Annotated in this window: 23 protein-coding genes; 14 read left to right on the plus strand and 9 right to left on the minus strand. The window is 55.4% G+C overall.

Annotated elements, in window-relative coordinates; all coding sequences use genetic code 11:
* Positions 1-158 precede the first annotated feature (158 nt).
* Both PUP35_RS18990 and sstT read left to right on the plus strand, forming a co-directional pair.
* The gene (locus PUP35_RS18990; RefSeq protein ID WP_274240939.1) at positions 159-1,127 is read left to right on the plus strand and encodes a TerC family protein; all 969 of its coding nucleotides are present in this window, start codon (positions 159-161) and stop codon (positions 1,125-1,127) included.
* Between the two features lie 218 nt (positions 1,128-1,345).
* Positions 1,346-2,587, plus strand: a complete 1,242-nt coding sequence (gene sstT, locus PUP35_RS18995) for a serine/threonine transporter SstT (protein ID WP_115876320.1) — start codon at positions 1,346-1,348, stop codon at positions 2,585-2,587.
* 94 nt (positions 2,588-2,681) lie between these two features.
* Here sstT and PUP35_RS19000 read toward each other — a convergent pair whose 3' ends face one another.
* Together PUP35_RS19000 and uxaC are read right to left on the minus strand one after the other, a co-directional pair.
* Positions 2,682-4,169, minus strand: coding sequence for a UxaA family hydrolase (locus tag PUP35_RS19000; protein ID WP_115876321.1), 1,488 nt, complete (start codon positions 4,167-4,169; stop codon positions 2,682-2,684).
* A 17-nt stretch (positions 4,170-4,186) separates the two neighbouring features.
* Positions 4,187-5,599, minus strand: coding sequence for a glucuronate isomerase (uxaC, locus tag PUP35_RS19005; RefSeq protein ID WP_115876322.1), 1,413 nt, complete (start codon positions 5,597-5,599; stop codon positions 4,187-4,189).
* A 475-nt stretch (positions 5,600-6,074) separates the two neighbouring features.
* Here uxaC and PUP35_RS19010 point away from each other — a divergent pair, with 475 nt between their 5' ends.
* The 11 genes from PUP35_RS19010 to PUP35_RS19060 all read left to right on the plus strand — a co-directional run bounded on the left by PUP35_RS19010 (position 6,075) and on the right by PUP35_RS19060 (position 13,329).
* Positions 6,075-7,373: an MFS transporter gene (locus PUP35_RS19010; protein ID WP_024906406.1), complete on the plus strand. Its 1,299-nt coding sequence runs from the start codon at positions 6,075-6,077 to the stop codon at positions 7,371-7,373.
* A 115-nt stretch (positions 7,374-7,488) separates the two neighbouring features.
* On the plus strand, positions 7,489-8,265 hold the full coding sequence (gene exuR / locus PUP35_RS19015) for a transcriptional regulator ExuR (RefSeq protein ID WP_274240940.1): 777 nt from the start codon (positions 7,489-7,491) through the stop codon (positions 8,263-8,265).
* Positions 8,266-8,609: 344 nt separating this feature from the next.
* The gene (gene yqjA / locus PUP35_RS19020; protein ID WP_008503144.1) at positions 8,610-9,272 is read left to right on the plus strand and encodes a DedA family general envelope maintenance protein YqjA; all 663 of its coding nucleotides are present in this window, start codon (positions 8,610-8,612) and stop codon (positions 9,270-9,272) included.
* Positions 9,273-9,274: 2 nt separating this feature from the next.
* Positions 9,275-9,658, plus strand: a complete 384-nt coding sequence (gene mzrA / locus PUP35_RS19025) for an EnvZ/OmpR regulon moderator MzrA (protein WP_274240941.1) — start codon at positions 9,275-9,277, stop codon at positions 9,656-9,658.
* Between the two features lie 143 nt (positions 9,659-9,801).
* The gene (locus PUP35_RS19030; protein ID WP_149367590.1) at positions 9,802-10,170 is read left to right on the plus strand and encodes a DUF1090 domain-containing protein; all 369 of its coding nucleotides are present in this window, start codon (positions 9,802-9,804) and stop codon (positions 10,168-10,170) included.
* 31 nt (positions 10,171-10,201) lie between these two features.
* Complete coding sequence (locus PUP35_RS19035; protein WP_008503141.1) at positions 10,202-10,507, plus strand: DUF883 family protein; 306 nt, start codon at positions 10,202-10,204, stop codon at positions 10,505-10,507.
* A gap of 1 nt (position 10,508) precedes the next feature.
* On the plus strand, positions 10,509-10,907 hold the full coding sequence (locus tag PUP35_RS19040; protein WP_014885329.1) for a phage holin family protein: 399 nt from the start codon (positions 10,509-10,511) through the stop codon (positions 10,905-10,907).
* On the plus strand, positions 10,904-11,200 hold the full coding sequence (locus PUP35_RS19045) for a YqjK-like family protein (protein ID WP_111964937.1): 297 nt from the start codon (positions 10,904-10,906) through the stop codon (positions 11,198-11,200). Before PUP35_RS19040 ends, PUP35_RS19045 begins: the two co-directional genes overlap by 4 nt.
* 206 nt (positions 11,201-11,406) lie before the next feature.
* The gene (locus tag PUP35_RS19050) at positions 11,407-11,799 is read left to right on the plus strand and encodes a DoxX family protein (protein ID WP_023309292.1); all 393 of its coding nucleotides are present in this window, start codon (positions 11,407-11,409) and stop codon (positions 11,797-11,799) included.
* Between the two features lie 71 nt (positions 11,800-11,870).
* Positions 11,871-12,857 carry a glutathione S-transferase family protein gene (locus PUP35_RS19055; protein WP_127732379.1) on the plus strand — a complete coding sequence of 329 codons (987 nt, stop codon included), beginning with the start codon at positions 11,871-11,873 and terminating at the stop codon, positions 12,855-12,857.
* Between the two features lie 106 nt (positions 12,858-12,963).
* Positions 12,964-13,329: a DUF805 domain-containing protein gene (locus PUP35_RS19060; protein WP_274240942.1), complete on the plus strand. Its 366-nt coding sequence runs from the start codon at positions 12,964-12,966 to the stop codon at positions 13,327-13,329.
* 41 nt (positions 13,330-13,370) lie between these two features.
* Here the strand turns inward: PUP35_RS19060 and yhaJ are convergent, their stop codons facing one another.
* Positions 13,371-14,273, minus strand: coding sequence for a DNA-binding transcriptional regulator YhaJ (gene yhaJ / locus PUP35_RS19065; protein WP_274240943.1), 903 nt, complete (start codon positions 14,271-14,273; stop codon positions 13,371-13,373).
* A 104-nt stretch (positions 14,274-14,377) separates the two neighbouring features.
* On the opposite strand from yhaJ, the gene PUP35_RS19070 reads away from it, so the two are divergent.
* On the plus strand, positions 14,378-15,079 hold the full coding sequence (locus tag PUP35_RS19070; RefSeq protein ID WP_274240944.1) for a pirin family protein: 702 nt from the start codon (positions 14,378-14,380) through the stop codon (positions 15,077-15,079).
* An 89-nt stretch (positions 15,080-15,168) separates the two neighbouring features.
* Here PUP35_RS19070 and PUP35_RS19075 read toward each other — a convergent pair whose 3' ends face one another.
* The 6 genes from PUP35_RS19075 to tdcA form a co-directional block, all read right to left on the minus strand.
* Entirely contained in the window at positions 15,169-15,579 is a 411-nt protein-coding gene (locus tag PUP35_RS19075) for a Spy/CpxP family protein refolding chaperone (RefSeq protein WP_115876326.1), read from the minus strand.
* 146 nt (positions 15,580-15,725) lie between these two features.
* The gene (gene pflB / locus PUP35_RS19080; RefSeq protein ID WP_274240945.1) at positions 15,726-18,020 is read right to left on the minus strand and encodes a formate C-acetyltransferase; all 2,295 of its coding nucleotides are present in this window, start codon (positions 18,018-18,020) and stop codon (positions 15,726-15,728) included.
* Positions 18,021-18,035: 15 nt separating this feature from the next.
* Positions 18,036-19,244 (minus strand): propionate kinase, encoded by a 1,209-nt coding sequence (gene tdcD, locus PUP35_RS19085; RefSeq protein ID WP_274243312.1) that lies wholly within the window; start codon positions 19,242-19,244, stop codon positions 18,036-18,038.
* A gap of 30 nt (positions 19,245-19,274) precedes the next feature.
* On the minus strand, positions 19,275-20,606 hold the full coding sequence (gene tdcC, locus PUP35_RS19090) for a threonine/serine transporter TdcC (protein ID WP_127732383.1): 1,332 nt from the start codon (positions 20,604-20,606) through the stop codon (positions 19,275-19,277).
* Positions 20,607-20,615: 9 nt separating this feature from the next.
* Positions 20,616-21,605: a bifunctional threonine ammonia-lyase/L-serine ammonia-lyase TdcB gene (gene tdcB / locus PUP35_RS19095; RefSeq protein ID WP_111965010.1), complete on the minus strand. Its 990-nt coding sequence runs from the start codon at positions 21,603-21,605 to the stop codon at positions 20,616-20,618.
* A 101-nt stretch (positions 21,606-21,706) separates the two neighbouring features.
* The gene (tdcA, locus tag PUP35_RS19100) at positions 21,707-22,627 is read right to left on the minus strand and encodes a transcriptional regulator TdcA (RefSeq protein WP_008501504.1); all 921 of its coding nucleotides are present in this window, start codon (positions 22,625-22,627) and stop codon (positions 21,707-21,709) included.
* Positions 22,628-23,142 lie beyond the last annotated feature (515 nt).

The raw sequence follows: 23,142 nt of genomic DNA on the forward strand, positions 1-23,142 counted from the left end.
TCGTCATTACGATGCGTGCAATACCGCATCCGGTCGCCGGGCAACCTTCGTGGTTGTAAGTGAGACCTTGCCGGAAGGCGAGGTCTATGCATAAAAAGCTAACGGCTATCGTCTTCTGACCATGGCCGTTTTTGTTTTTTATGTGTAAGGAAAATAGTATGCATTCTGTCGGCACTCCCATGTTGTGGGGCGGATTCGCGGTTGTCGTGCTCATCATGCTGGCGATCGACCTCTTTTTGCAGGGACGTCGCGGCGCGCACGGCATGACCATGAAACAGGCCGCCGCCTGGTCGCTGGTGTGGGTCACCCTCTCTCTGCTCTTCTGCGCTGCCTTCTGGTGGTACCTGGCCTCGACTGAAGGCCGCGCAGTTGCCGACCCTCAGGCGCTCGCCTTCCTCACCGGTTATCTGATTGAAAAAGCCCTGGCGGTCGATAACGTCTTCGTCTGGCTGATGCTGTTCAGCTACTTTGCCGTACCTGCTGCCCTGCAGCGTCGCGTGCTGGTGTACGGCGTGCTGGGCGCGATTATCCTGCGTACCATCATGATCTTCGCTGGCAGCTGGCTGATTACCCAGTTCGAATGGCTGCTGTACGTCTTCGGCGCGTTCCTGCTGTTCACCGGGGTCAAAATGGCGCTGGCGAAAGAGGACGGCTCTGCGATTGGCGATCGCCCGCTGGTGAAGTGGATCCGCGGCCATCTGCGCATGACCGACAAGATCGAGAGCGAGCACTTCTTCGTGCGCAAGAACGGCCTGCTGTTTGCCACCCCGCTGCTGCTGGTGCTGATTCTGGTTGAGCTGAGCGACGTGATTTTCGCCGTGGACAGCATTCCGGCGATCTTCGCGGTAACCACCGACCCGTTCATCGTCCTGACCTCTAACCTTTTCGCCATTCTCGGCCTGCGTGCCATGTATTTCCTGCTGGCAGGCGCGGCGGAGCGTTTCTCCATGCTGAAGTACGGCCTGTCGGTGATTCTGGTGTTTATCGGTATCAAAATGCTAATCGTCGATTTCTACCATATCCCGATCGCTATTTCGCTCGGCGTGGTATTTGGCATTCTGATCGTGACGCTAATTATCAATACCTGGGTTAACCGCCAGCACGATAAGAAGCAGCAGATGGAGTAATCCCCTCACCCCGGCCCTCTCCCACAGGGAGAGGGTGAACACACTTTTGTAACGCAGTAGTTAAAAAATATGATGCAACACGTAAAATCCAGCATTTTACGCTTCCCTCCTTTGGCACATTCCCTATACTCGACCAGGCAAACATTTACTTACATCCGGACATAAATGTGACTAAGAGCACATCCGGGATGGAACGCAATTTCACTCAGGAAATATGTATGAGCATACAATCAAGCGGTCTGTTCGCGCGCCTGGCGCAGGGCAGCCTCGTTAAACAAATTCTGGTCGGGCTGGTGCTGGGTATTCTGCTGGCGATGGTGTCAAAACCTGCCGCGGAAGCCACGGGGCTGCTCGGGACGCTGTTCGTAGGTGCACTGAAAGCCGTCGCGCCGGTACTGGTTCTGATGCTGGTCATGGCGTCAATTGCCAACCACCAGCACGGACAAAAAACTAACATTCGCCCCATTCTGTTCCTTTATCTGCTGGGAACCTTCTCGGCTGCCTTAACGGCCGTGGTGTTTAGCTTCCTGTTCCCGTCCACGCTGCACCTGACCAGCGCGGCCGGTGATATCACGCCGCCGTCCGGCATTGTCGAAGTCCTGCGGGGCCTGCTGATGAGCATGGTCTCTAACCCCATCACCGCGCTGATGAGCGGAAACTACATTGGCATCCTGGTCTGGGCGATTGGTCTGGGCTTCGCGCTACGCCACGGCAACGAGACCACGAAAAACCTGGTCAACGATTTGTCCAACGCCGTGACCTTTATGGTGAAGCTGGTGATTCGCTTTGCGCCAGTCGGTATTTTCGGGCTGGTCTCCTCCACGCTGGCAACTACCGGTTTTGACGCACTGTGGGGTTACGCGCAGCTGCTGGTTGTGCTGGTCGGCTGTATGCTGCTGGTGGCGCTGGTGATCAACCCGCTGCTAGTGTTCTGGCAGATCCGCCGCAACCCGTATCCGCTCGTGCTGACCTGCCTGCGCGAAAGCGGCGTAACCGCCTTCTTCACCCGCAGCTCGGCGGCGAACATTCCGGTTAACATGGCGCTGGCGGAGAAGCTGAACCTGGACCGCGACACCTATTCCGTTTCGATCCCGCTGGGTGCAACCGTGAATATGGCGGGTGCGGCAATCACCATTACCGTGCTAACCCTGGCGGCGGTGCATACGCTGGGCATTCCGGTGGATCTGCCAACCGCGCTGCTGTTGAGCGTCGTGGCGTCGCTGTGTGCCTGTGGCGCATCGGGCGTGGCGGGCGGTTCCCTGCTGCTGATCCCGCTGGCGTGTAATATGTTCGGTATCCCGAACGAAATCGCCATGCAGGTGGTAGCCGTCGGCTTTATCATCGGCGTGCTGCAGGACTCCTGCGAAACCGCGCTGAACTCCTCTACCGACGTGCTGTTTACCGCAGCGGCCTGTCAGGCGGAAGACGCGCGTTTAGCGAAGAACGCCCTGCGAGGTTAACAGCAAAACGGCAACCCTGAGGTTGCCGTTTTTAGTGTTTGTACCCTCTCCCTGTGGGAGAGGGTCAGGGTGAGGGCACCAGCCCGCTCCCTATTTAAAGCGTCACACCACTCTTAAAGATCGCCAGCTCGCGGAAGTCGTTCTTCTCGTTACAGGTTTGCTTGCCGTTGGCAAATTCCACAATCGCGTCCACGAATTCCGTCAGCAGCTGCGGCATCGCTTTGCCGTGAATCAGCTGGCCCGCATCAAAGTCGATCCAGTGTTTTTTCTTCGCCGCCAGCTCGCTGTTGGTGGCAATTTTCACCGTCGGCACAAAACCGCCGTACGGCGTGCCGCGACCGGTGCTGAACAGCACCATATGGCAGCCGGCGCCCGCCAGCGCGCTGGTGGCGACCGCATCGTTACCCGGTGCGCTCAGCAGGTTCAGACCGTGCGTTTTCAGGCGCTCGCCGTAGCGCAGAACGTCCACCACCTGGCTGGCGCCCGCTTTCTGGGTGCAGCCGAGAGATTTCTCTTCCAGCGTGGTGATCCCGCCCGCTTTGTTACCCGGAGACGGGTTCTCGTAAATGGGCTGATTGTGGGCGATGAAATACTGTTTGAAGTCGTTCACCATGGTGACGGTCTTCTCAAACGTCTCTTCGTCGCGGCAGTGGCTCATCAGAATACGTTCCGCACCGAACATCTCCGGCACTTCGGTCAGCACAGTGGTGCCGCCGTTGGCAATGACGTAATCCGAGAAGCGACCCAGCATCGGGTTGGCAGTGATGCCGGACAGGCCGTCAGACCCGCCGCACTCCAGACCAAACTTCAGCTCGCTCAGCTTGCCCGGCTCGCGCTTGTCGTGGCGCATCACGTTATACAGCTGATGAAGCTGCTCAACGCCCGCTTCCACTTCGTCGTCCTGATGCTGACACACCATAAAATGCACGCGCTCAGGATCGAACTCACCGAGCGTCTCGCGGAAGGCGTCCACCTGATTGTTCTCGCAGCCCAGGCCGATCACCAGCACCGCCCCCGCGTTCGGGTGGCGCACCATGTTTTGCAGCATGGTGCGGGTATTGATGTGGTCGTCTCCCAGCTGGGAGCAGCCGTAGGTGTGGCTGAACAGATGTACCCCGTCAGTGCCTTCGGCACTGTTGGTCTCTTTCAGAAAACGCGTCTGGATCTGCCGCGCGATGCCGTTGACGCAGCCGACGGTCGGGAGGATCCACAGCTCGTTGCGGATCCCCACCTCACCGTTAGCGCGACGGTAGATCTGTACTTCACGATCTGCCGCCTGACGCTCTTCCGCGGGTAAATCAGGTTGATAGCTGTACTCGTCCAGATCGCTTAGATTGGTGCGGGTATTGTGAGAATGAATATGTTCACCCGGCTCGATATCCGCTAACGCATGCCCAATCGGAAGACCGTACTTAATGATGTTGTCCCCTTTGGCGAGAGGCTTCACGGCAAACTTGTGTCCGCGAGCAATCGCCTGACGCAGGGTGACGCTCTGGTTATCAACGGTCACCACGTCGCCTTCATCGAGATCCGTCAGCGCGACGGCCACGTTATCCAGCGAATGGATTTTGATGTATTGCATATCAACCTCAAACGGCCCTAGTTCAGTTCAATGGCGAAGTAGTCACGCGCATTGTTAAAGCAGATGTTTTTCACCATTTCGCCCAGCAGCTGGATATCCGCTGGCGCTTCGCCTGCGTGCACCCAGCGGCCAATCATCTGGCACAGAATGCGGCGGAAATATTCATGACGGGTATAGGACAGGAAGCTGCGGCTGTCGGTCAGCATGCCGACAAAGCGGCTTAGCAGGCCAAGCTGCGCCAGCTGCGTCATCTGACGTTCCATACCGTCTTTCTGATCGTTGAACCACCAGCCGGAGCCGAACTGCATCTTGCCCGGCATCCCTTCGCCCTGGAAGTTGCCGACCATGGTACCCAGCACTTCGTTATCGCGCGGGTTCAGGCAGTACAGGATGGTTTTAGGCAGCAGATTTTGTTCGTTCTGTTTGCTCAGAAGTTTGGACAGCTCTTCTGCCAGCGGACGGTCGTTGATGGAGTCGAAGCCTACATCCGCACCCAGCAGCTTAAACTGGCGCTGGTTGTTATTGCGCAGCGCACCGATATGGTACTGCTGTACCCAGCCGCGACGCGCATATTCCGCACCGAGGAACACCAGTACCGCCGTTTTGAACTGCGCCACTTCGTGCTCGCTAAGCGATTCACCGGAGAGACGACGTGCCAGAATGCTGTCCAGCTCGGCCTCGTTTGATTCTGCAAACAGCACCACGTCCAGCGCGTGGTCAGAGACTTTACAGCCGTGCGCCGCGAAGTGATCCAGACGTTTGGTCAGCGCGGTTTGCAGGTCGGTGAAACGACGGATGTCGGTATCGGACACTTCCGCCAGCTTCGCCATGTAGTCGGCGAAGGTAGCCTGCTCAATGTTGAAGGCTTTGTCCGGGCGCCAGCTTGGCAGCACTTTGATATCAAAAGAGGTGTCTTTGGCGATAACCGCATGATGCTCCAGAGAGTCAATCGGATCGTCGGTGGTGCCCACCATCTTCACGTTCATCTGCTTCATGATGCCGCGCGCGGAGAAGTTATCCTGCGCCAGCAGGGCGTTGCAGCGCTCCCAGATTTCATCGGCGGTCGTTGGGGAGAGCAGTTTGCCGGTGATGCCAAACGGACGGCGAAGCTCAAGGTGCGTCCAGTGGTAAAGCGGGTTGCCGATGGTGTGCGGAACAGTCGCCGCCCAGGCGTCAAACTTCTCGCGGTCGGTCGCATCGCCGGTACACAGGCGCTCAGCCACGCCGTTGGTGCGCATGGCGCGCCATTTGTAGTGGTCACCCTTCAGCCAGATGTCATACAGGTTTTTGAAGCGATAATTTTCGGCAACCTGCTGCGGCGGTAAATGGCAGTGGTAGTCGAAAATCGGCTGGTCTTTTGCGTAGTCGTGGTACAGGCGGCGAGCAAATTCGGTATCTAACAGAAAATCGTCGGTCATAAACGGCGTCATTATCGTCTTCCTCATTACGGGAGCGCAGAAAGCGTATGTTCATATGCTGCAAAGTTATCACACCAATTTCCACCAGCCGACGTTTTTTTCGTGAGTGAGATCAATAAACGTCAACAAATAAATTACCCTCAATGGAGTAAACCCTTCTACAAGCCGCATCATTACTGGCTTTGCGCTCAGCAATTAATGTCCCCACAAAGAATCATACATTTGTGATGTCACTCACCTTTTAAAGTTGTATGACAAGTTATCTTTTCGCCGTCGCAAACTATAAGCCGACGGAATGCATTCCTGGTGTCAGATACACCAGATTTAACGGTACGGATACCGACTTATGCACGCTTACTTATGGCAAGGTTCGGGCCGTTCCGGGACATGCTCCCGGCTGCGCCCCTCCCGTTACACAACTGCTCCCGGAAACGGTCGAGAGGTTGCCGCGTTCTGGCGCGGAAATAACATAACGATGAGGTTTTAGATGCGTAAAATTAAAGGGTTACGTTGGTATATGATTGCACTGGTGACGTTAGGCACCGTGCTGGGCTACCTGACGCGTAACACCGTGGCAGCAGCAGCGCCAACGTTGATGGAAGAGCTGCATATCTCCACGCAGCAATACTCCTACATCATTGCCGCCTACTCCGCGGCTTATACCATCATGCAGCCTGTTGCTGGCTATGTGCTGGACATTCTCGGTACCAAAATCGGTTATGCCTTCTTCGCCATCGCCTGGGCGGTGTTCTGCGGAGCCACCGCGCTGGCGGGAAGCTGGGGCGGCCTGGCGCTGGCGCGCGGCGCGGTAGGTGCAGCTGAAGCCGCCATGATCCCCGCAGGGCTGAAAGCCAGCTCCGAGTGGTTCCCGGCAAAAGAGCGTTCCATTGCGGTCGGTTACTTCAACGTCGGCTCGTCCATCGGGGCGATGATTGCACCACCGCTGGTGGTGTGGGCTATCGTGATGCACAGCTGGCAGATGGCGTTCATCATCTCTGGCGTGCTGAGCTTTGCGTGGGCCATGGCGTGGCTGATTTTCTATAAACATCCGCGCGATCAGAAAAAACTGTCTGAAGAAGAACGCGAGTACATCATTGGTGGTCAGGAAGCGCAGCATCAGACCAACAACGGCAAAAAAATGACCGTCTGGCAGATCCTGGGCACCCGTCAGTTCTGGGGTATCGCCCTGCCGCGTTTCCTGGCCGAGCCGGCATGGGGTACCTTCAACGCGTGGATCCCCCTGTTCATGTTTAAAGTCTACGGCTTTAACCTGAAAGAAATCGCGATGTTCGCCTGGATGCCGATGCTGTTCGCTGACCTGGGCTGTATCGTGGGCGGATACCTGCCACCGCTGTTCCAGCGCTGGTTTGGGGTGAACCTGATTGTTTCCCGTAAAATGGTAGTGACCATGGGCGCACTGCTGATGATTGGCCCGGGCATGATCGGCCTGTTCACCAGCCCGTATGTGGCCATCGCCCTGCTGTGCATCGGCGGATTTGCTCACCAGTCCCTGTCCGGCGCGCTGATTACGCTCTCCTCTGACGTCTTTGGCCGTAACGAAGTGGCCACCGCCAACGGCCTGACAGGGATGGCCGCCTGGACCGCGAGTACGATGTTTGCGCTGGTGGTCGGCGCACTGGCGGATACCATCGGCTTCAGCCCGCTGTTCGCCGTGCTGGCTATTTTCGACCTGCTGGGCGCTGTGGTGATCTGGACGGTGCTGAAAAGCAAATCGGCAGAAGAGCTGGCGAAAGAGTCCCTCGGGAAACCGGCTACGCAAAGTTAGCGAAAATGCGTTTCACCGAAGCCGCCTCCGGGCGGCTTTTTTAGTGGCAAAATCTGGAGAGTGGCACGCAAAAGTGGTATAACAAATCATCTGCCGTACCCTGCCTGGAGCGCATATGGAAATCACCGAACCACGTCGTTTATATCAACAACTTGCTGCCGAGCTGAAAGATCGCATCGAGCAAGGAGTCTATCTTGTCGGTGATAAACTTCCCGCCGAGCGCTTCATTGCGGATGAAAAAAGCGTCAGTCGCACCGTGGTGCGCGAAGCCATCATCATGCTGGAAGTGGAAGGCTACGTTGAGGTACGCAAAGGCTCCGGCATTCACGTGATTTCTAATCTGCCGAAACACTCTCCCGTCGCGGACGAAAGTCTGGAATTCGCCAGCTACGGTCCGTTTGAGCTGCTCCAGGCTCGCCAACTGATCGAAAGCAATATTGCTGAGTTTGCGGCGACGCAGGTGACCAAGCAGGACATCATGAAGCTGATGGAAATCCAGGAGAATGCCCGTAAGGAAAAATGTTTCCGCGATTCAGAGTGGGATCTGCAGTTTCACGTCCAGGTCGCCCTGGCAACCCAAAATACGGCGCTGGCGGCAATTGTTGAGAAAATGTGGACTCAGCGCGTTCATAACCCGTACTGGAAGAAACTGCACGACCATATCGATTCCCGTACCGTCGACAACTGGTGTGACGATCACGATCAAATCCTTAAGGCGCTGATTCGTAAAGATCCCCATGCCGCTAAGCTGGCGATGTGGCAACATCTGGAAAATACCAAGCAGATGCTGTTCAATGAAACCAGCGACGACTTCGAATTTAACGCTGACCGCTATCTTTTCGCCGATAATCCCGTTGTTCATCTCGATGCGGCCCCCAGTGCCGCAAAATAGATGACCTTCCCGCTGGCAGGCGCCTCGCTGCGCCTTCTGGCTCCAGTGGGTAAGCAAAACATATATAGTGTCAGCCTTTGTAAATCCCCTCGCTCACTTCCTGGGCTTACGCCAAAATCAACTCACGCCTGCAAATTCTGTGACGCAGAACGTTGGGCTTTGTTACAATTGGATTCACTTCGTTATTTTGTAAGTTAGTGCTTGCTAACCAGCCAATTAACAGGGAAACGTGTTGGCCACACCGCAATGTGTCCGCGAGCGACCATAATGAAATCATAACAATGTCGCCGTGCTGTTTGCCCCGGATAACAGGCGTGACGTTAACCGATTTCCAGGAACACTGAATGGAACTTTTGACCCAACTACTGCATGCCCTTTGGGCGCAGGATTTTGAAACGCTGGCCAACCCTTCCATGATTGGCATGCTCTATTTCGTCTTGTTTATGATCCTGTTCCTTGAGAACGGTTTGCTGCCTGCTGCCTTCCTGCCTGGTGACAGTTTGCTGGTGCTCGTTGGCGTGCTGTGTGCCAAAGGGGCGATGGCGTTTCCGCAAACTATTTTATTACTGACCGTCGCGGCCAGCCTCGGCTGCTGGGTGAGCTACATCCAGGGTAGATGGCTGGGCAATACCCGGATCGTCCAGAACTGGCTCTCGCACCTGCCTGCACATTATCATCAGCGGGCGCACCACCTTTTCCATAAGCACGGGCTTTCCGCGCTGCTGATTGGCCGCTTTATCGCGTTTGTACGTACGCTGTTGCCGACCATTGCCGGTCTGTCGGGGCTGAGCAGCGCCCGCTTCCAGTTCTTTAACTGGATGAGCGGTCTGTTATGGGTGCTTATTCTGACAACGCTCGGCTATGCGTTGGGTAAAACGCCGGTGTTTATGAAATATGAAGACCAGCTGATGTCCTGCCTGATGCTGCTACCTGTGGTTCTGCTGGTCTTCGGCCTGATCGGCTCTCTGGTCGTGCTGTGGAAAAAGAAATACGGAGCCAGAGGCTAACGATGGCTATCTCACCGCTTGCCCTGCGCCGTTTTGCCTGTGCCGTGATTACACTGGTGGTGCTCTGCGCCATGCTGCTGGCATGGAGCGCGCTTTCGCACCAGGAATCCACGCTTGCCATTCGCCCGGTGAACCAGGGTGCCAGCGTGCCTGACGGTTTTTCTGTCTGGCATCATCTGGATGCGAACGGGATCCGCTTTAAAAGCATCACTCCACAGGACGACGTTTTACTGATCAAGTTTGATTCCCGTGCGCAAAGTGCCGCCGCGAAAGTGGTTCTCGACCGTACGCTGCCGCACGGGTATATCATTGCCCAGCAGGAAGATGAGAGCCAGCCTGCAGCCTGGCTCTCGTTGATTCGCGATACGTCGCATCGGTTTGGATAACTTCCAGGATTCCGAATCTTTTCACTCACTTTGGTGAATCCCCCGTTTACTTACTATGCTTAAGTACGCGGAGCACCCCTCGACTGTACTCCGCATAACTTTGGATAGCGGCTTACGCCGCAACACAATGGAAGGTTTCGATAATGAAATTCCGCATGACTCTGGCTCTGGCCCTTTTTTCTTTAAGCACAGCATCCTTCGCAAACTCTCTTTGTCAGGAGAAAGAACAGGATATTCAGCGTGAGATCGGTTATGCCGAAAAGCATAACAATCAGCACCGTGTTGACGGTCTTAAAAAAGCGCTGAGCGAAGTGAAAGCGAACTGTTCAGACAGCAAGCTTCGTGCCGACCACAAGAAGAAAATCGCTGAACAGAAGGACGAGATAGCCGAGCGCCGTCGCGACCTGCAGGAAGCGAAAGAGAAAGGAGATGCGGATAAAATTGCTAAGCGCGAGAAGAAGTTGAAAGAAGCGCAGGACGACCTGAAAGCGCTGGAAGCTCGCGATTATTGAGTTAACGGAAATCTCAACAGGAGAGAGAATCATGTCAAAAGATACGACGTCTGAACATCTGCGCGCTGAACTGAAATCCCTGGCCGATACCCTTGAAGAGGTGCTGAACTCCTCTGCTGACAAGTCAAAAGAAGAGGTCAGCAAGCTGCGCAGCAAGGCGGAGCAGGCCCTGAAAGAGAGCCGCTACCGCCTGGGTGAAACCGGTGATGCACTGGCGAAACAGACCCGCGAAGCGGCTGCCCGCGCGGACGAATACGTGCGTGATAATCCATGGACGGGTGTAGGAATTGGTGCCGCAGTGGGTGTGGTACTGGGTGTCCTTCTGACGCGTCGTTGATATGGAAGATCCTCGTCACGCACAAGGGCCTGCTAACAACGTCCTCGGCATCGGCCAGCGTATTTTAACAACGCTGGTCGGGATTGCCGAAACGCGCGTCCGGCTGGCAGTGGTTGAGCTGGAAGAGGAGAAAGCGAACCTCTTCCAGATGCTGCTGATGCTCGGACTGACCATGCTCTTCGCCGCGTTTGGTCTGATGAGCCTGATGGTGTTAATCATCTGGGCCATTGACCCGCAGTATCGTCTTAACGCCATGATTGCCACCACCGTCGTTCTGCTGGTAGCAGCGTTGATTGGCGGTATCTGGACGCTGCGTAAAGCGCGTAAGTCCACGTTCCTGCGCCATACGCGTCAGGAGCTGGCTAACGACCGCGCCCTGCTGGAGGATGACAAGCCGTGAGTGGTAAAGCCGAACGTCAAAAGCGAAAAGCGTACCTGCTAAGCCAGATCCAGCAGCAACGGCTGGATCTGTCGGCCAGCCGTCGCGACTGGATTGACGCGACGCGACGGTTTGACCGAGGCTGGAACACCTTCCTGAGCCTGCGTTCATGGGCGCTGGTCGGCAGCAGCGTGATGGCTATCTGGACGGTTCGTCATCCAAATATGCTCATCCGCTGGGCGCGCCGTGGGTTTGGTGCCTGGAGCGCCTGGCGTCTGGTGAAAGCAACGTTGCGGCAGCAGCAATTACGCTAGCCTTCTCGCCGGGTGGCGCAACGCCACCCGGCAAAATCCTCCCCCTCCCTTACTCAATATCTTTGAAGAAGATTGACAGTTTTCCTTGCTAACAATTGCCACCCGCCCCGTTTATTATCCTCTCCATCGACAGCAACGACGCGGTATCTACCCGGAATTGCAGACAAATAACGTTCAGCCGCTGATGTGGTTTCCTGGAGAGTAAAATGAAAAAATTAGAAGATGTTGGTGTACTGGTAGCGCGTATTCTGATGCCAATTCTGTTCATCGTAGCAGGTTGGGGAAAAATCACCGGTTATGCGGGTACCCAGCAGTATATGGAAGCCATGGGCGTTCCGGGATTCCTGTTGCCACTGACCATTCTTCTTGAGTTCGGCGGCGGCCTGGCAGTCCTGTTCGGCTTCCTGACCCGCACTACCGCGCTGTTTACCGCAGGCTTCACCGTGCTGACGGCTTTCATCTTCCACAGCAACTTTGCGGAAGGCGTGAACTCTCTGATGTTCATGAAAAACCTGACCATCGCGGGTGGCTTCCTGCTGCTGGCCGTCACTGGCCCGGGCGCATACAGCATCGACCGCGTTCTGAATAAGAAATGGTAAGCACGCTATACTGAATGAACTCAAAGCGAGGAGACATCTCCTCGCTTTTGCTATCTGACGGAGGAGAAAAAATGGGACAACTCGTAGACGGCGTATGGCAGGATGTCTGGTATGACACCAAATCCACCGGAGGTCGCTTCAAGCGCTCAGTTTCGGCCTTCCGTAACTGGCTGACCGCCGACGGTGCCCCCGGCCCGAGCGGCGAAGGCGGCTTCGCGGCTGAGAAAGACCGTTATCATCTTTATGTTTCCCTTGCCTGCCCGTGGGCGCACCGCACGCTAATTGTGCGCAAGCTCAAAGGTCTCGAATCCTTAATTCCGGTTTCGGTGGTCAACCCACTGATGCTGGAAAACGGCTGGACGTTCGACAGTGATTTTCCTGCGGCAACCGGCGACGAACTGTATCACCACGATTTCCTGTACCAGCTCTATCTGCGCGCCGATCCGCACTACACCGGTCGCGTGACCGTGCCTGTGCTGTGGGACAAGAAAAACCAGACGATTGTCAGCAATGAGTCTGCGGAGATCATCCGCATGTTCAATACCGCATTTGATGCGCACGGCGCCCGCGCCGGAGATTATTACCCGGTTGAACTGCGCGATAAGATTGACGAGCTGAACGGCTGGATTTACGACAACGTCAACAACGGTGTCTACAAGGCCGGTTTCGCCACCAGCCAGGAAGCGTATGACGAAGCGGTCGGGAAGGTGTTTGAATCACTGGAACGCCTGGAGCAGATCCTGGGCCAGCATCGCTACCTGACGGGCGATCGCCTGACGGAAGCGGACATTCGCCTGTGGACCACGCTGGTTCGCTTTGATCCGGTTTACGTCACCCACTTTAAGTGCGATAAACACCGCATCAGCGACTACCTGAACCTGTATGGTTTCCTGCGCGACATCTACCAGATGCCGGGCATCGCCGACACGGTCGACTTCGACCATATTCGCACCCACTATTTCCGCAGCCACAAGACCATCAACCCGACGGGTATTATCTCCATCGGCCCGTGGCAGAACCTGGATGAACCGCACGGGCGCGACGTCCGATTTGGATAAATATTAAGGGCATCAATAGATGCCCTTTTTTAATTCACAATCTCCATCTATCCTTACTTTGATTGCTTAGAAAACAAGTGATTGACCGATTATTGAGGCAAGGAAAATGGACTGGTATCTGAAAGTACTGCGCAACTACATTGGATTTGGTGGCCGCGCCCGCCGCAAAGAGTACTGGATGTTCGTTCTGGTGAACTTCATCCTCATCATGGTGCTGGGTATTGTGGATAAAATTCTTGGCTGGGAGCGGGTTGGCGGTGAAGGCGTGCTGACCACCATTTATGGCCTGTTAGTCCTGCTGCCATCGTGGGCGGTACTGTTCCGTCGGCTGCACGATACCGATCGTTCGGCGTGGTGGTTATTGCTGCTGTTGATCCCGATCGTGGGCTGGATCGTGATTTTGATTTTCAACTGTCAGAGCGGAACGCCGGGCGAAAACCGCTTTGGTCCCGATCCTAAGATCGGCGCGTAAATTACTGCCCGGTGGCGCTTACGCTTACCGGGCCTGTACGCTTATTTGTTGTGGTGCGCAAAGAGCTTTGGAATTTCTCGCAGGCACCACGATTTGGCTTCGCCCATGCTGTCGCGACGCCACGCCATAATGATATCCACTTCGCTGGTGTACTCCGGGCTCACAACCCGCAGTCGTCCTTCCGCAATATCTTTTTCCACAAACGGGTACGGCATCGTCGCCACGCCCAGACCGGCCAGCAGCGCCTGCCGTTTGTCCTCCAGCGAGGTCACCGTCAGACGAGGCTGTTTATCCAGCAGCTGCACCGTCAGCACCGGACGCTCGCGCGCGGTATCCGCGACCGCCACGCCGCGATACTTCACGCGCGTCACTTCAGAGAGCGGCTCGGGTTCCTGATGAATCGGGTGGCTGGGGGCGGCAACGTAAACGTTCATCACGCTGTAGAGCTTGCGCGAGTTGATTTCCGACGATGAGCGGAAGTGCATGTCCGGCGCAATAACGATATCTGCCCTGCCCGTCTCCAGACGTTCCCACGCCCCTGCCAGCACCTCGGTGATGATGGACAGCTGCGTATTGGCCTTCGCCGCCAGGCGGTCCACCAGCGGGAACAGCGCTTCGGTCGGCACCAGCGCTTCGGTCACGAGCGTGAGATGGGTTTCCCAGCCGCGCGCCAGCGCTTCGGCGTCTGTCGTCAGCTTGTCCGCCGCTTCCAGCAGTACGCGGCCGCGCTCCAGCAGCATTCGACCGACGTTGGTGAATTTTGTTCGATGTCCGGAGCGGTCAAAAAGCACCACGTCCAGCTCTTCTTCCAGCTTTTGCATGGTGTAGCTCAGCGCAGACGGAACGCGCCCCAGCTCATCGGCCGCCGCCGCAAAACTGCCGCGCCGGTCAATCGCGTCCATGACGCGAAGCGCCTCAAGCGTCAATGCTCTTTCTTTAGCCATCTCGTTCTCATTCAGGAAATTTGAACATACCGGGCAGAATATCTGGCTAACAATGAAGCGTCCATACCTTTACCATTGTTTTAGTGTAAAGAGAGGTCAAGTTTATGATTACGACAAGAACAGCTAAACAGTGCGGACAAGCCGATTTCGGTTGGCTGCAGGCCCGCTACACCTTTTCCTTTGGACACTACTTTGACCCTAAACTCCTCGGTTACGCTTCACTGCGCGTGCTGAACCAGGAAGTGCTCGCCCCGGGCGCCTCCTTCCAGCCGCGTACGTATCCGAAAGTCGATATCCTGAACCTGATCCTGGAAGGCGAGGCAGAATACCGCGATAGCGAGGGCAATCATGTCCAGGCAAAGGCTGGCGAAGCGTTGTTAATTTCCACGCAGCCGGGCATCAGCTACAGCGAGCATAACCTCAGCAAAGATAAAACGCTGACCCGCATGCAGCTGTGGCTCGACGCCTGCCCTGAGCGGGAAAATCCGCTGGTGCAGAAGTTAGATTTAACGGGCGATAAGCAACAGCTGATTGCATCGCCGGACGGCAGTACAGGTACCCTGCAGCTGCGCCAGCAGGTGTGGCTGTATCATATCGAACTGAAGAAAGGTGAACAGGCGAGCTTCCAGCTTCACGGTCCGCGCGCCTATCTGCAGTCTATTCACGGTACGGTGCATGCGGTGACGCACACGGAAGAAAAAGAAGCCCTCACCTGCGGCGACGGGGCGTTTATTCGTGATGAAGCGAATATCACGCTGGTGGCAGATACGCCGCTGCGCGCGCTGCTGATTGATTTGCCGGTTTAGAGAATGCCCTCACCTTAACCCTCTCCCAACGGGAGAGGGAACCGCTCGAGCCTCGGCAGAATTATCCGGCGCCGTACGCGACGACGAAATCACTCTGCCAGCGCGTTGGCCATATCAGTTCTAATCTGTTTACGCTGTTCCGGCGTTAATACCTGGCTGACGTCGAAGTAATATTTCACGCGGTAATAACGGGTCTGCTCTTCAATTTTGCTAAAGGCGGCAAGCTGGCTTTTGACCGTGCTTTCGTCCCATTTACCCGCCTGGAACATGTCGACCAGCGCGCCGTCCTTCACGCCCGTCATCGGGATCTTGCTGACATTTTGTTCCAGCTGCTTATGCAGATCTTCAATCTTCTTAACCTGCTCATTGCTGAGCTTCAGGTGCTGTACCAGCGGATCCTGCGATGGAGACGGAGCAGCCTCAACGTTCGCGGCCTGTGCCGTAAAACTGCACACTGCCAGCGAGGCGGCGACCAGCGCAATACGGGTCATTTTCATCATCTTACTGTCCTTACATGCTGTGATAGGAAAAGCGGGCATTGTTTTTCAAGAGCGGATGAATATGTGTGAGTAATTATATAAACAATTTTGTATGTTTCGCGGGCAAAAACATGCCCCCTGGTTTGAGGGGGCATGAGCACTTAGATTTAGATTGACTGGGTAAACGTTCGAGAAATCACGTCCTGCTGCTGTTCCCGCGTCAGCGCATTAAACCGCACCGCATAGCCCGAAACGCGGATGGTCAGATTCGGGTAATTCTCGGGATGCGCAATGGCATCGAGGAGCATCTCCCGGTTCATCACGTTAACGTTCAGGTGCTGCCCGCCCTCAATAGACGCTTCGTGATGGAAGTACCCGTCCAGCAGCCCTACCAGGTTGGTTTTGCGAACCAGCTCGTCCTTGCCCAGCGCCTGCGGCACGATAGAGAAGGTGTAGGAGATCCCGTCTTTGGCATAGGTGAACGGCAGCTTGGCGACCGACGTTAACGAGGCCACCGCCCCTTTCCTGTCGCGCCCGTGCATCGGGTTTGCGCCTGGGGCAAACGGCGTGCCGCCGCGTCGTCCGTCCGGCGTGTTCCCGGTCTTCTGGCCGTAAACCACGTTAGAAGTGATGGTCAGGATCGACTGGGTCGGCACCGCGTTGCGGTAGGTTGGCAGCGCCTGAATTTTCTTCATAAAGCGCTCCACCAGGTCGCAGGCAATGCTGTCCACACGGTCGTCGTTGTTGCCGTACTGCGGATAGTCCCCTTCAATCACGAAATCGACCGCCAGGCCGGTATGGTCGCGCACCGGCTTCACCGTAGCGTATTTAATCGCCGACAGGGAATCCGCTGCCACCGACAGCCCGGCAATGCCGCAGGCCATGGTGCGATAGACATCCCGGTCGTGCAGCGCCATCAGAGAGGCTTCGTAGCTGTACTTATCATGCATGTAGTGAATGAGATTCAGGGCGCTGATGTACTGCATCGCCAGCCAGTCCATAAAGTGATCGAGACTCGCCATCACGGTGTCGTAATCCAGCACGTCGTCCAGCAGCGGCTCGGTTTTTGGCCCGACCTGGATCTTCAGCTTTTCGTCCACCCCACCGTTGATCGCGTACAGCAGCGTTTTGGCAAGGTTGGCGCGCGCGCCAAAGAACTGCATCTGCTTGCCGATCACCATCGGGCTGACGCAGCAGGCAATGGCATAATCGTCGCTGTTGAAGTCCGCACGCATCAGATCGTCGTTCTCATACTGCAGCGAAGAGGTGACGATCGATACCTGCGCGGCGTATTTCTTAAACGCGATCGGCAGCTGTTCTGACCAGAGGATCGTCAGGTTCGGCTCCGGCGCAGGTCCCATGGTGTGCAGGGTATGCAGATAGCGGAAGCTGTTTTTGGTCACCAGCGTGCGTCCGTCCAGCCCCATGCCGCCGATCACTTCCGTCGCCCAGATCGGATCGCCGGAGAAGAGCGTGTCGAACTCCGGCGTGCGCAGGAAGCGCACCATGCGGATCTTCATGATGAAGTGGTCGATCAGCTCCTGCGCCTGCACCTCGCTCAGCCGCCCCGCCTGCATGTCGCGTTCGATGTAGATATCGAGGAACGAGGCCGTGCGCCCCAGCGACATCGCCCCGCCGTTCTGGGATTTCACCGCTGCCAGGTAGGCAAAATAGACCCACTGCACCGCTTCCTGAGCGCCCATAGCCGGGCGCGAGATATCAAAGCCATAGTTGGCCGCCATCTGCTGGATCTGCAGCAGCGCGCGCCTGTGCTCCGCCAGCTCTTCGCGCAGGCGGATCGTTGCCTCCAGATCTTCGCCGCGCTCCAGCCTGCCCTGCAGATCGGCAAACTGAAGTTCACGTTCGCGTACCAGATAGCTGATGCCGTAGAGCGCCACGCGGCGGTAATCACCGATGATGCGTCCGCGCCCGTAGCCGTCCGGCAACCCGGTCAGCACGCCGGATTTACGACAGCGCATCATCTCCGGGGAGTAGACGTCAAACACACCCTGGTTATGGGTTTTGCGCAGCTCGGTAAAGAGATATTCAAACTGCGGATCCATCTCCCGCCCGTAGGCCTCAAACGAGCTGCGGATCATGTTGATCCCGCCGTACGGATGCAGGGCGCGCTTGAGCGGCTTTTCGGTTTGCAGGCCGACGATCGTCTCCAGATCCTGGTCGATGTAGCCAGGCCCGTGGGCCGTAATGGTGGTGGCAATGTTGGTGTCGAAATCTACCGGGGCGTGGGTGGCATTCTCCTGGCGAATGCCGACCATTACCTTCTGCCACAGCGCCGTCGTTGCAGGCGTCGCCTGCGCGAGGAAAGCTTCATCGCCTTCATAAGGGGTGTAGTTATGCTGAATAAAATCGCGGACGTTGACGGCGTTTTTCCATTCTTCACCGCGAAACCCGGCCCATGCGTCGCTGTAGGGTGCGACGCCCGTATCGATTGTTACATTCATGTGATTCTCGCTTTATCAGGCGTAAGCCGCGGCCGGGGTAACCTTCCCAAGACGGAGGGCGTCCAGCGCGATCATTTTTTCTTCGTTGGTAGGGATAACCGCGCAGGCCACGCGGGACGATTCGGTGGAGATCACGCGCTCACCCGCGCTGCCCGGCAGGGCATTTTTAGCGTCGTCGAGGTTGATGCCGAAGACTTTCAGATGTTCCACCACCAGCGCGCGAATCAGCGTTGAGTTTTCGCCAATGCCGCCGGTAAAGACCACACCATCCAGGCGGTGCAGCGACGCCGCGTGCCCGGCGATATGTCGCGCAATGCGGTGAACAAAGGTATGGATAGCCAGCTGCGCCCGCTCATTGCCTTCGTGCCAGGCTTTCTCCAGCGCGCGTAAATCGGAGGAGATGCCGGAGATCCCAAGCAATCCCGACTCTTTATTGACCACGCGCTCCAGATCCTCTAACGACTGGCCGGTCTGCTGGGCAATCCACGCCATCGCGCCGAAGTCCACGTCGCCGCAGCGCGTCCCCATTATCAGCCCTTCCAGCGGCGTCATCCCCATCGAGGTGTCGACGCTTTCGCCGTTGCGCACCGCGCAGATGGACGCCCCGTTGCCGAGATGGGCAATCACCAGGCCGCTGTCATCGGGGGACAGGCCGAGAAGCGTATGCGCCTGCGCGGCCACGTAGCGGTGAGAGGTGCCGTGGAAGCCGTAGCGGCGCACGCCCAGCGCTTCAAAATAACGATACGGCAATCCGTACAGATACGCCTGAGGCGGCAGCGTCTGGTGGAAGCTGGTATCAAATACCGCTACCTGCTGCACGCCCGGGAACAGATGTTGTGCAGCTTCCACGCCGCTCAGGTTGGCGTAGTTATGCAGCGGCGCCAGCGGTGAGACCTGGCGGATCTGCTCAATCACCTCTTCCGTGATCAGGGTCGACTCGCTGAAAAGATTGCCCCCGTGAGCAATGCGATGGCCAATTAAGGCCACGCTGCTCATCAGGTTACGCTTCTCCAGCTCCAGGGCGATGGCAGCCAGCGCCCCTTCGTAGTCCTGGTGAGCCAGTCTGGCCGGCTCACCCCCGTTCACGGAAATAATGGCCTTCTCGGTGTTGATCCCGTCTGCAATGCCCGTCATCAGGGCGTCGCAGCTGCTGGCGTCGAGCACCGAAAACTTAACAGAGGACGATCCGCAGTTAATAACCAGTACAACCGGAAACTCAATCATCATGTGACTCCGCTCTTCCTGAGCAATGGTTTAGAACAGTTTGTAAACGATATTCAGAATGGTCAGCAGGCCGACCGCGGTAACGAAGACGTTCTCGGTACGCCCTTTGTATTTAGCCAGCGCTGGTGCTTTGCGGATGGCATACATCGGCAGCAGGCACAGCAGAGAGGCGATGATTGGCGCGCCCATGGCTTCGATAAGGTCGAGAATGTTCGGGTTGGCGTACGCGACAACCCAGGTGGAGCCCATGATGAACACCATGCTGATGGTGTTCAGTTTGCCGACAGAGACCTTCTTCTTATCGCCTTTGTAGCCGAACTTGAGGATCAGGCCATTCAGCCCTTCCAGCGTGCCCAGGTAATGACCGAAGAAAGATTTGAAGATAGCGACCAGGGCAATAATGGAAGCGCCATATTCCAGTACCGTCGCGAACGTCGATTTAGTGCCGGACATGGAGGCAAAGTGGTTCGCCAGGTAAGAGAGCACCGGAATGTTCTGCGCTTTGGCGTCCGCCATGTTCTGCGGAGAGAGCGTAAACAGGCAGCTAAAGGCGAAGAACATCACCACAGCCACCATCAGCAGGCTGGCGCGGCCGATGATTTTGGAACATTTCTGCTCGGTGAACTCTTTACCGAACTCCGGCTCGTACTCTTCGCGCTTGGAGACCACGAAAGAGGAGACGATAGGCGAGAAGTTGAAGGAGAAGACCATGATGGAGATACCCAGCCACACCGTGACCAGAATGCCGTCATGGCCGGTGAAGGCGATATCACTCAGGTTGACCTGGTCGATCACCGCGGAGTTCCAGTAAGGGATCAGCGACAGGGAAATCAGCACCAGGCTGGCAATAAACGGGAACACCAGGAAGCTCATTACCTTCACCATCAGGTCTTTACCAAACCAGATAACAAAGGCCATCAGCAGCAGCAGGAACAGCGCCACCACGCCGCGGTTCAGCGCAGGCAGCTGGAGCTGGTTTTCCCAGAAGGTCATAAAGGTGTTGGTAATGGTGACGCCGTAAATCCACAGCAGCGGGCAAATGGCGAAGAAGTAGAGGAACGTAATGACCACCCCACCCGTTTTACCAAAGTGCTCTTCCACCGTTTCGGTGATGTTACCGGAGACATTGCTGCCGGACAGGCAGAGGCGCGCCAGCGCGCGGTGACAGTAAAACGCTATCGGGAACGCGAGAACCAGCATCAGCAGGATAGGGATTAATCCGCCAAAGCCCGCGCGGATGGGGAAGAACAGCACGCCTGCGCCAATGGCGGTACCAAACAGGCCAAGCGTCCAGGTGGTATCAGACTTACGCCAGGAGGACGTTTTTGTCTGGCCAACGATAATGCTTTCTGTGTTGCTCATAGGTCACCTTTATGCGTCAACGAAGCCGGTAATTTGGGAAACACGGGAGAGATCGATATTGCCGCCGGAAATAATGCAGACGGTTTTACGACCCTGAATATAGTGATCAAGCCTGCCGCTTAATAACGCGGCACAGGCCAGCGCGCCGGCACCTTCTGTCACTACTTTATTTCGCTGAATAAGCGCGATCATGCTGTCGCGAATGTTGTCTTCGCTCACCAGCACAATGTCATCGACCAGTTCACGAACGATCTCGAAGGTTAATTTCCCCGGGCGAGAGACATCGCAGCCGTCGGCTAACGTGCCGGTAACGCGATGGTTGGTTATTTCTCCGGCATGCCAGGAGGCAGCCATTCCGTGCACGTTTTCAGACTGTACGCCGATGATATTAATGGTGGGATTGATGGATTTAATTGCCGTTGCAATCCCGGCAATTAGTCCACCGCCGCCGATAGGCACAATGACGTTATCCACGTCATATAAATCTTCAAGAATTTCCAGACCGATGGTGCCCTGCCCGGCGATGACTTTTGCATCGTCGTAAGGGGGAATAAAAATACGCCCTTCCATCTCGACGATTTCGCTGACTTTGGCGATGGTGTCGTTGAAGTTCTCGCCGTGCAGCACGACTTCCGCCGAGTAGTCGCGCGTCGCGGCCACTTTAGACTTCGGCGCCCCCATCGGCATCACCACTTTGCCGTCGATGCCAAGCATGGCGCAGGAGAGAGACACCCCCTGCGCGTGGTTCCCCGCGGAGCAGGCGACAACGCCTTTACGTTTTTCAGCGTCGGTCAGTGAGCTTAATTTGTTAAACGCGCCGCGGATCTTAAACGAGCCGGTGCGCTGCATGTTCTCGAACTTCAGGAATATTTCGCCCTTACAGCGTTCGCTGAGATAATTCGAGCGCGGCATACCGGTTTTATATATTTTTCCTGCCAGTCGTTTTCTGGCGTCCTGAATATCTTCAATGGTTACAGGGAGATCGTAGGTAATATGCATAATATCCTCGTTATAATAATTCATTCTTTTTCAGGCAAAGTCAGGGTGTCAGCGCGTTAACACGTTAACGCGCTGGGTGTTTTAAAATAAATACTAATTATTCATCGTCGTCTTTCGATATTCATCGACGAATACTGTTTTGCCAGCTCAACTAATACTGACGCCGATTTTTTAATCCTGTAATTTTTAGACCACACGGCGGCATAACGCGCCACGGGTAATTCATCTTCCACGGGCAGCACAATAAACTGGTCGGAACCGAATGGCGCAATCATGTCGCGGGGAATCACCGTCAGATAATCGGCATTCAGGACAAGGTTATAAATGGTGACGACCGAATCGGTCTGGACGATGTTTTCGATGCTGATGTGGTTGTCTTGCAGGGTGGTCAGAAGTTCTTTGTAGTAGCCCATATCGGTTTGCGGCATCACCCACTGCTCGTGCGTGAGCGATGCCAGTGTCGTCGGGCCGGTGCACGTTCGCGTTTTACTGGCGACCAGCACAAATTCGGACTCAAACAGCGGTTCGACGTGCAGATCCTGTAGCAACATTTCATCGCTCAGGGTGCCGATAGCGAAATCCAGACGACCGTCGCGAATGGCCGGAAGGAAAGATGAGAGCTGGGCTTCATACATCGAGACGCGTGCTTTCGGGAACACTTCCTTGAATTTTTTGATCATCTCAGACAGGAAGGTAAAGCCGATCAGCGACGGGTAGCCAAAGGAGACGTCCATAACGGTGCTGAAGCTCAGGCTGTTAATTTCACTCACCATGTTTTTCATTTCGCGGGTGATCGACTCTGAGTACGAGAGCAGAACCTGGCCCGCGGCAGTGAGTTTTACGCCTGTGTTTTTACGCACCATCACTTCCACGCCGAAGTAGGACTCAATATCGCTGATGATTTTGCTGACTGCAGGTTGCGTCAGGCCCAGCTGTCTTGCTGCAGAACCTATGGAGCCACTTTTAATGACTTCCTGAAATACCACGAGGTGCTGTGTTTTCGGTAGAATAATAGTGTTCATAATATTCTGCGCTTATTTCCCTATGACGGGGTGAATTCTACTCAATAATCTTTAAAGGGGTATGTGCTGTTACTCACAATTTGCTTTCCCGGCCCTTTAACCCACACACCAAAAACAAAATAAAATCGTTATATTTCATTAATATACAAAGATATAAATATGCTACTACACTGATATTGATCAATAAAAATAGCGGTAATAAATTAATTTTATGGCGATAACCCGGATAAATTTTACCGTCCGGAAAAAATCAATAAAGACGATATTTCAGGCAATTAAAGGCCAATAAATAACCGCTATTTGTTTGAAACATTCTTTCAATTTATCAAGTTTTTCTAACGCGAATTTTCAGGCTTGCGGAAAAGAGTGGAATGCGTCACATATTCACGGGAGAAATGTATTTAATTTCAATATATGCATATCAAACAAGAAAAATTTTGCGATCATTAAGATAACAATATTAACAAATTACCAATGCTGTAAATCTTCTGTTTTTTAGCGTGAAATTTTGTGAT

This window comes from Enterobacter sp. S-33 (genome assembly GCF_028735835.1).
In the GTDB taxonomy this organism is placed as follows: Bacteria; Pseudomonadota; Gammaproteobacteria; order Enterobacterales; family Enterobacteriaceae; genus Enterobacter; species Enterobacter vonholyi.

Coding starts and splice junctions, on each gene's coding strand:
- sstT (WP_115876320.1), top strand. CDS start 1,346: ATGAGCATACAATCAAGCGGTCTGTTCGCGCGCCTGGCGCAGGGCAGC.
- yhaJ (WP_274240943.1), bottom strand. CDS start 14,273: ATGGCTAAAGAAAGAGCATTGACGCTTGAGGCGCTTCGCGTCATGGAC.
- PUP35_RS18990 (WP_274240939.1), top strand. CDS start 159: ATGCATTCTGTCGGCACTCCCATGTTGTGGGGCGGATTCGCGGTTGTC.
- PUP35_RS19060 (WP_274240942.1), top strand. CDS start 12,964: ATGGACTGGTATCTGAAAGTACTGCGCAACTACATTGGATTTGGTGGC.
- PUP35_RS19055 (WP_127732379.1), top strand. CDS start 11,871: ATGGGACAACTCGTAGACGGCGTATGGCAGGATGTCTGGTATGACACC.
- exuR (WP_274240940.1), top strand. CDS start 7,489: ATGGAAATCACCGAACCACGTCGTTTATATCAACAACTTGCTGCCGAG.
- tdcA (WP_008501504.1), bottom strand. CDS start 22,627: ATGAACACTATTATTCTACCGAAAACACAGCACCTCGTGGTATTTCAG.
- PUP35_RS19010 (WP_024906406.1), top strand. CDS start 6,075: ATGCGTAAAATTAAAGGGTTACGTTGGTATATGATTGCACTGGTGACG.
- pflB (WP_274240945.1), bottom strand. CDS start 18,020: ATGAATGTAACAATCGATACGGGCGTCGCACCCTACAGCGACGCATGG.
- yqjA (WP_008503144.1), top strand. CDS start 8,610: ATGGAACTTTTGACCCAACTACTGCATGCCCTTTGGGCGCAGGATTTT.
- PUP35_RS19070 (WP_274240944.1), top strand. CDS start 14,378: ATGATTACGACAAGAACAGCTAAACAGTGCGGACAAGCCGATTTCGGT.
- PUP35_RS19050 (WP_023309292.1), top strand. CDS start 11,407: ATGAAAAAATTAGAAGATGTTGGTGTACTGGTAGCGCGTATTCTGATG.
- PUP35_RS19075 (WP_115876326.1), bottom strand. CDS start 15,579: ATGATGAAAATGACCCGTATTGCGCTGGTCGCCGCCTCGCTGGCAGTG.
- tdcD (WP_274243312.1), bottom strand. CDS start 19,244: ATGATTGAGTTTCCGGTTGTACTGGTTATTAACTGCGGATCGTCCTCT.
- PUP35_RS19000 (WP_115876321.1), bottom strand. CDS start 4,169: ATGCAATACATCAAAATCCATTCGCTGGATAACGTGGCCGTCGCGCTG.
- PUP35_RS19035 (WP_008503141.1), top strand. CDS start 10,202: ATGTCAAAAGATACGACGTCTGAACATCTGCGCGCTGAACTGAAATCC.
- tdcB (WP_111965010.1), bottom strand. CDS start 21,605: ATGCATATTACCTACGATCTCCCTGTAACCATTGAAGATATTCAGGAC.
- uxaC (WP_115876322.1), bottom strand. CDS start 5,599: ATGACGCCGTTTATGACCGACGATTTTCTGTTAGATACCGAATTTGCT.
- mzrA (WP_274240941.1), top strand. CDS start 9,275: ATGGCTATCTCACCGCTTGCCCTGCGCCGTTTTGCCTGTGCCGTGATT.
- PUP35_RS19040 (WP_014885329.1), top strand. CDS start 10,509: ATGGAAGATCCTCGTCACGCACAAGGGCCTGCTAACAACGTCCTCGGC.
- PUP35_RS19030 (WP_149367590.1), top strand. CDS start 9,802: ATGAAATTCCGCATGACTCTGGCTCTGGCCCTTTTTTCTTTAAGCACA.
- tdcC (WP_127732383.1), bottom strand. CDS start 20,606: ATGAGCAACACAGAAAGCATTATCGTTGGCCAGACAAAAACGTCCTCC.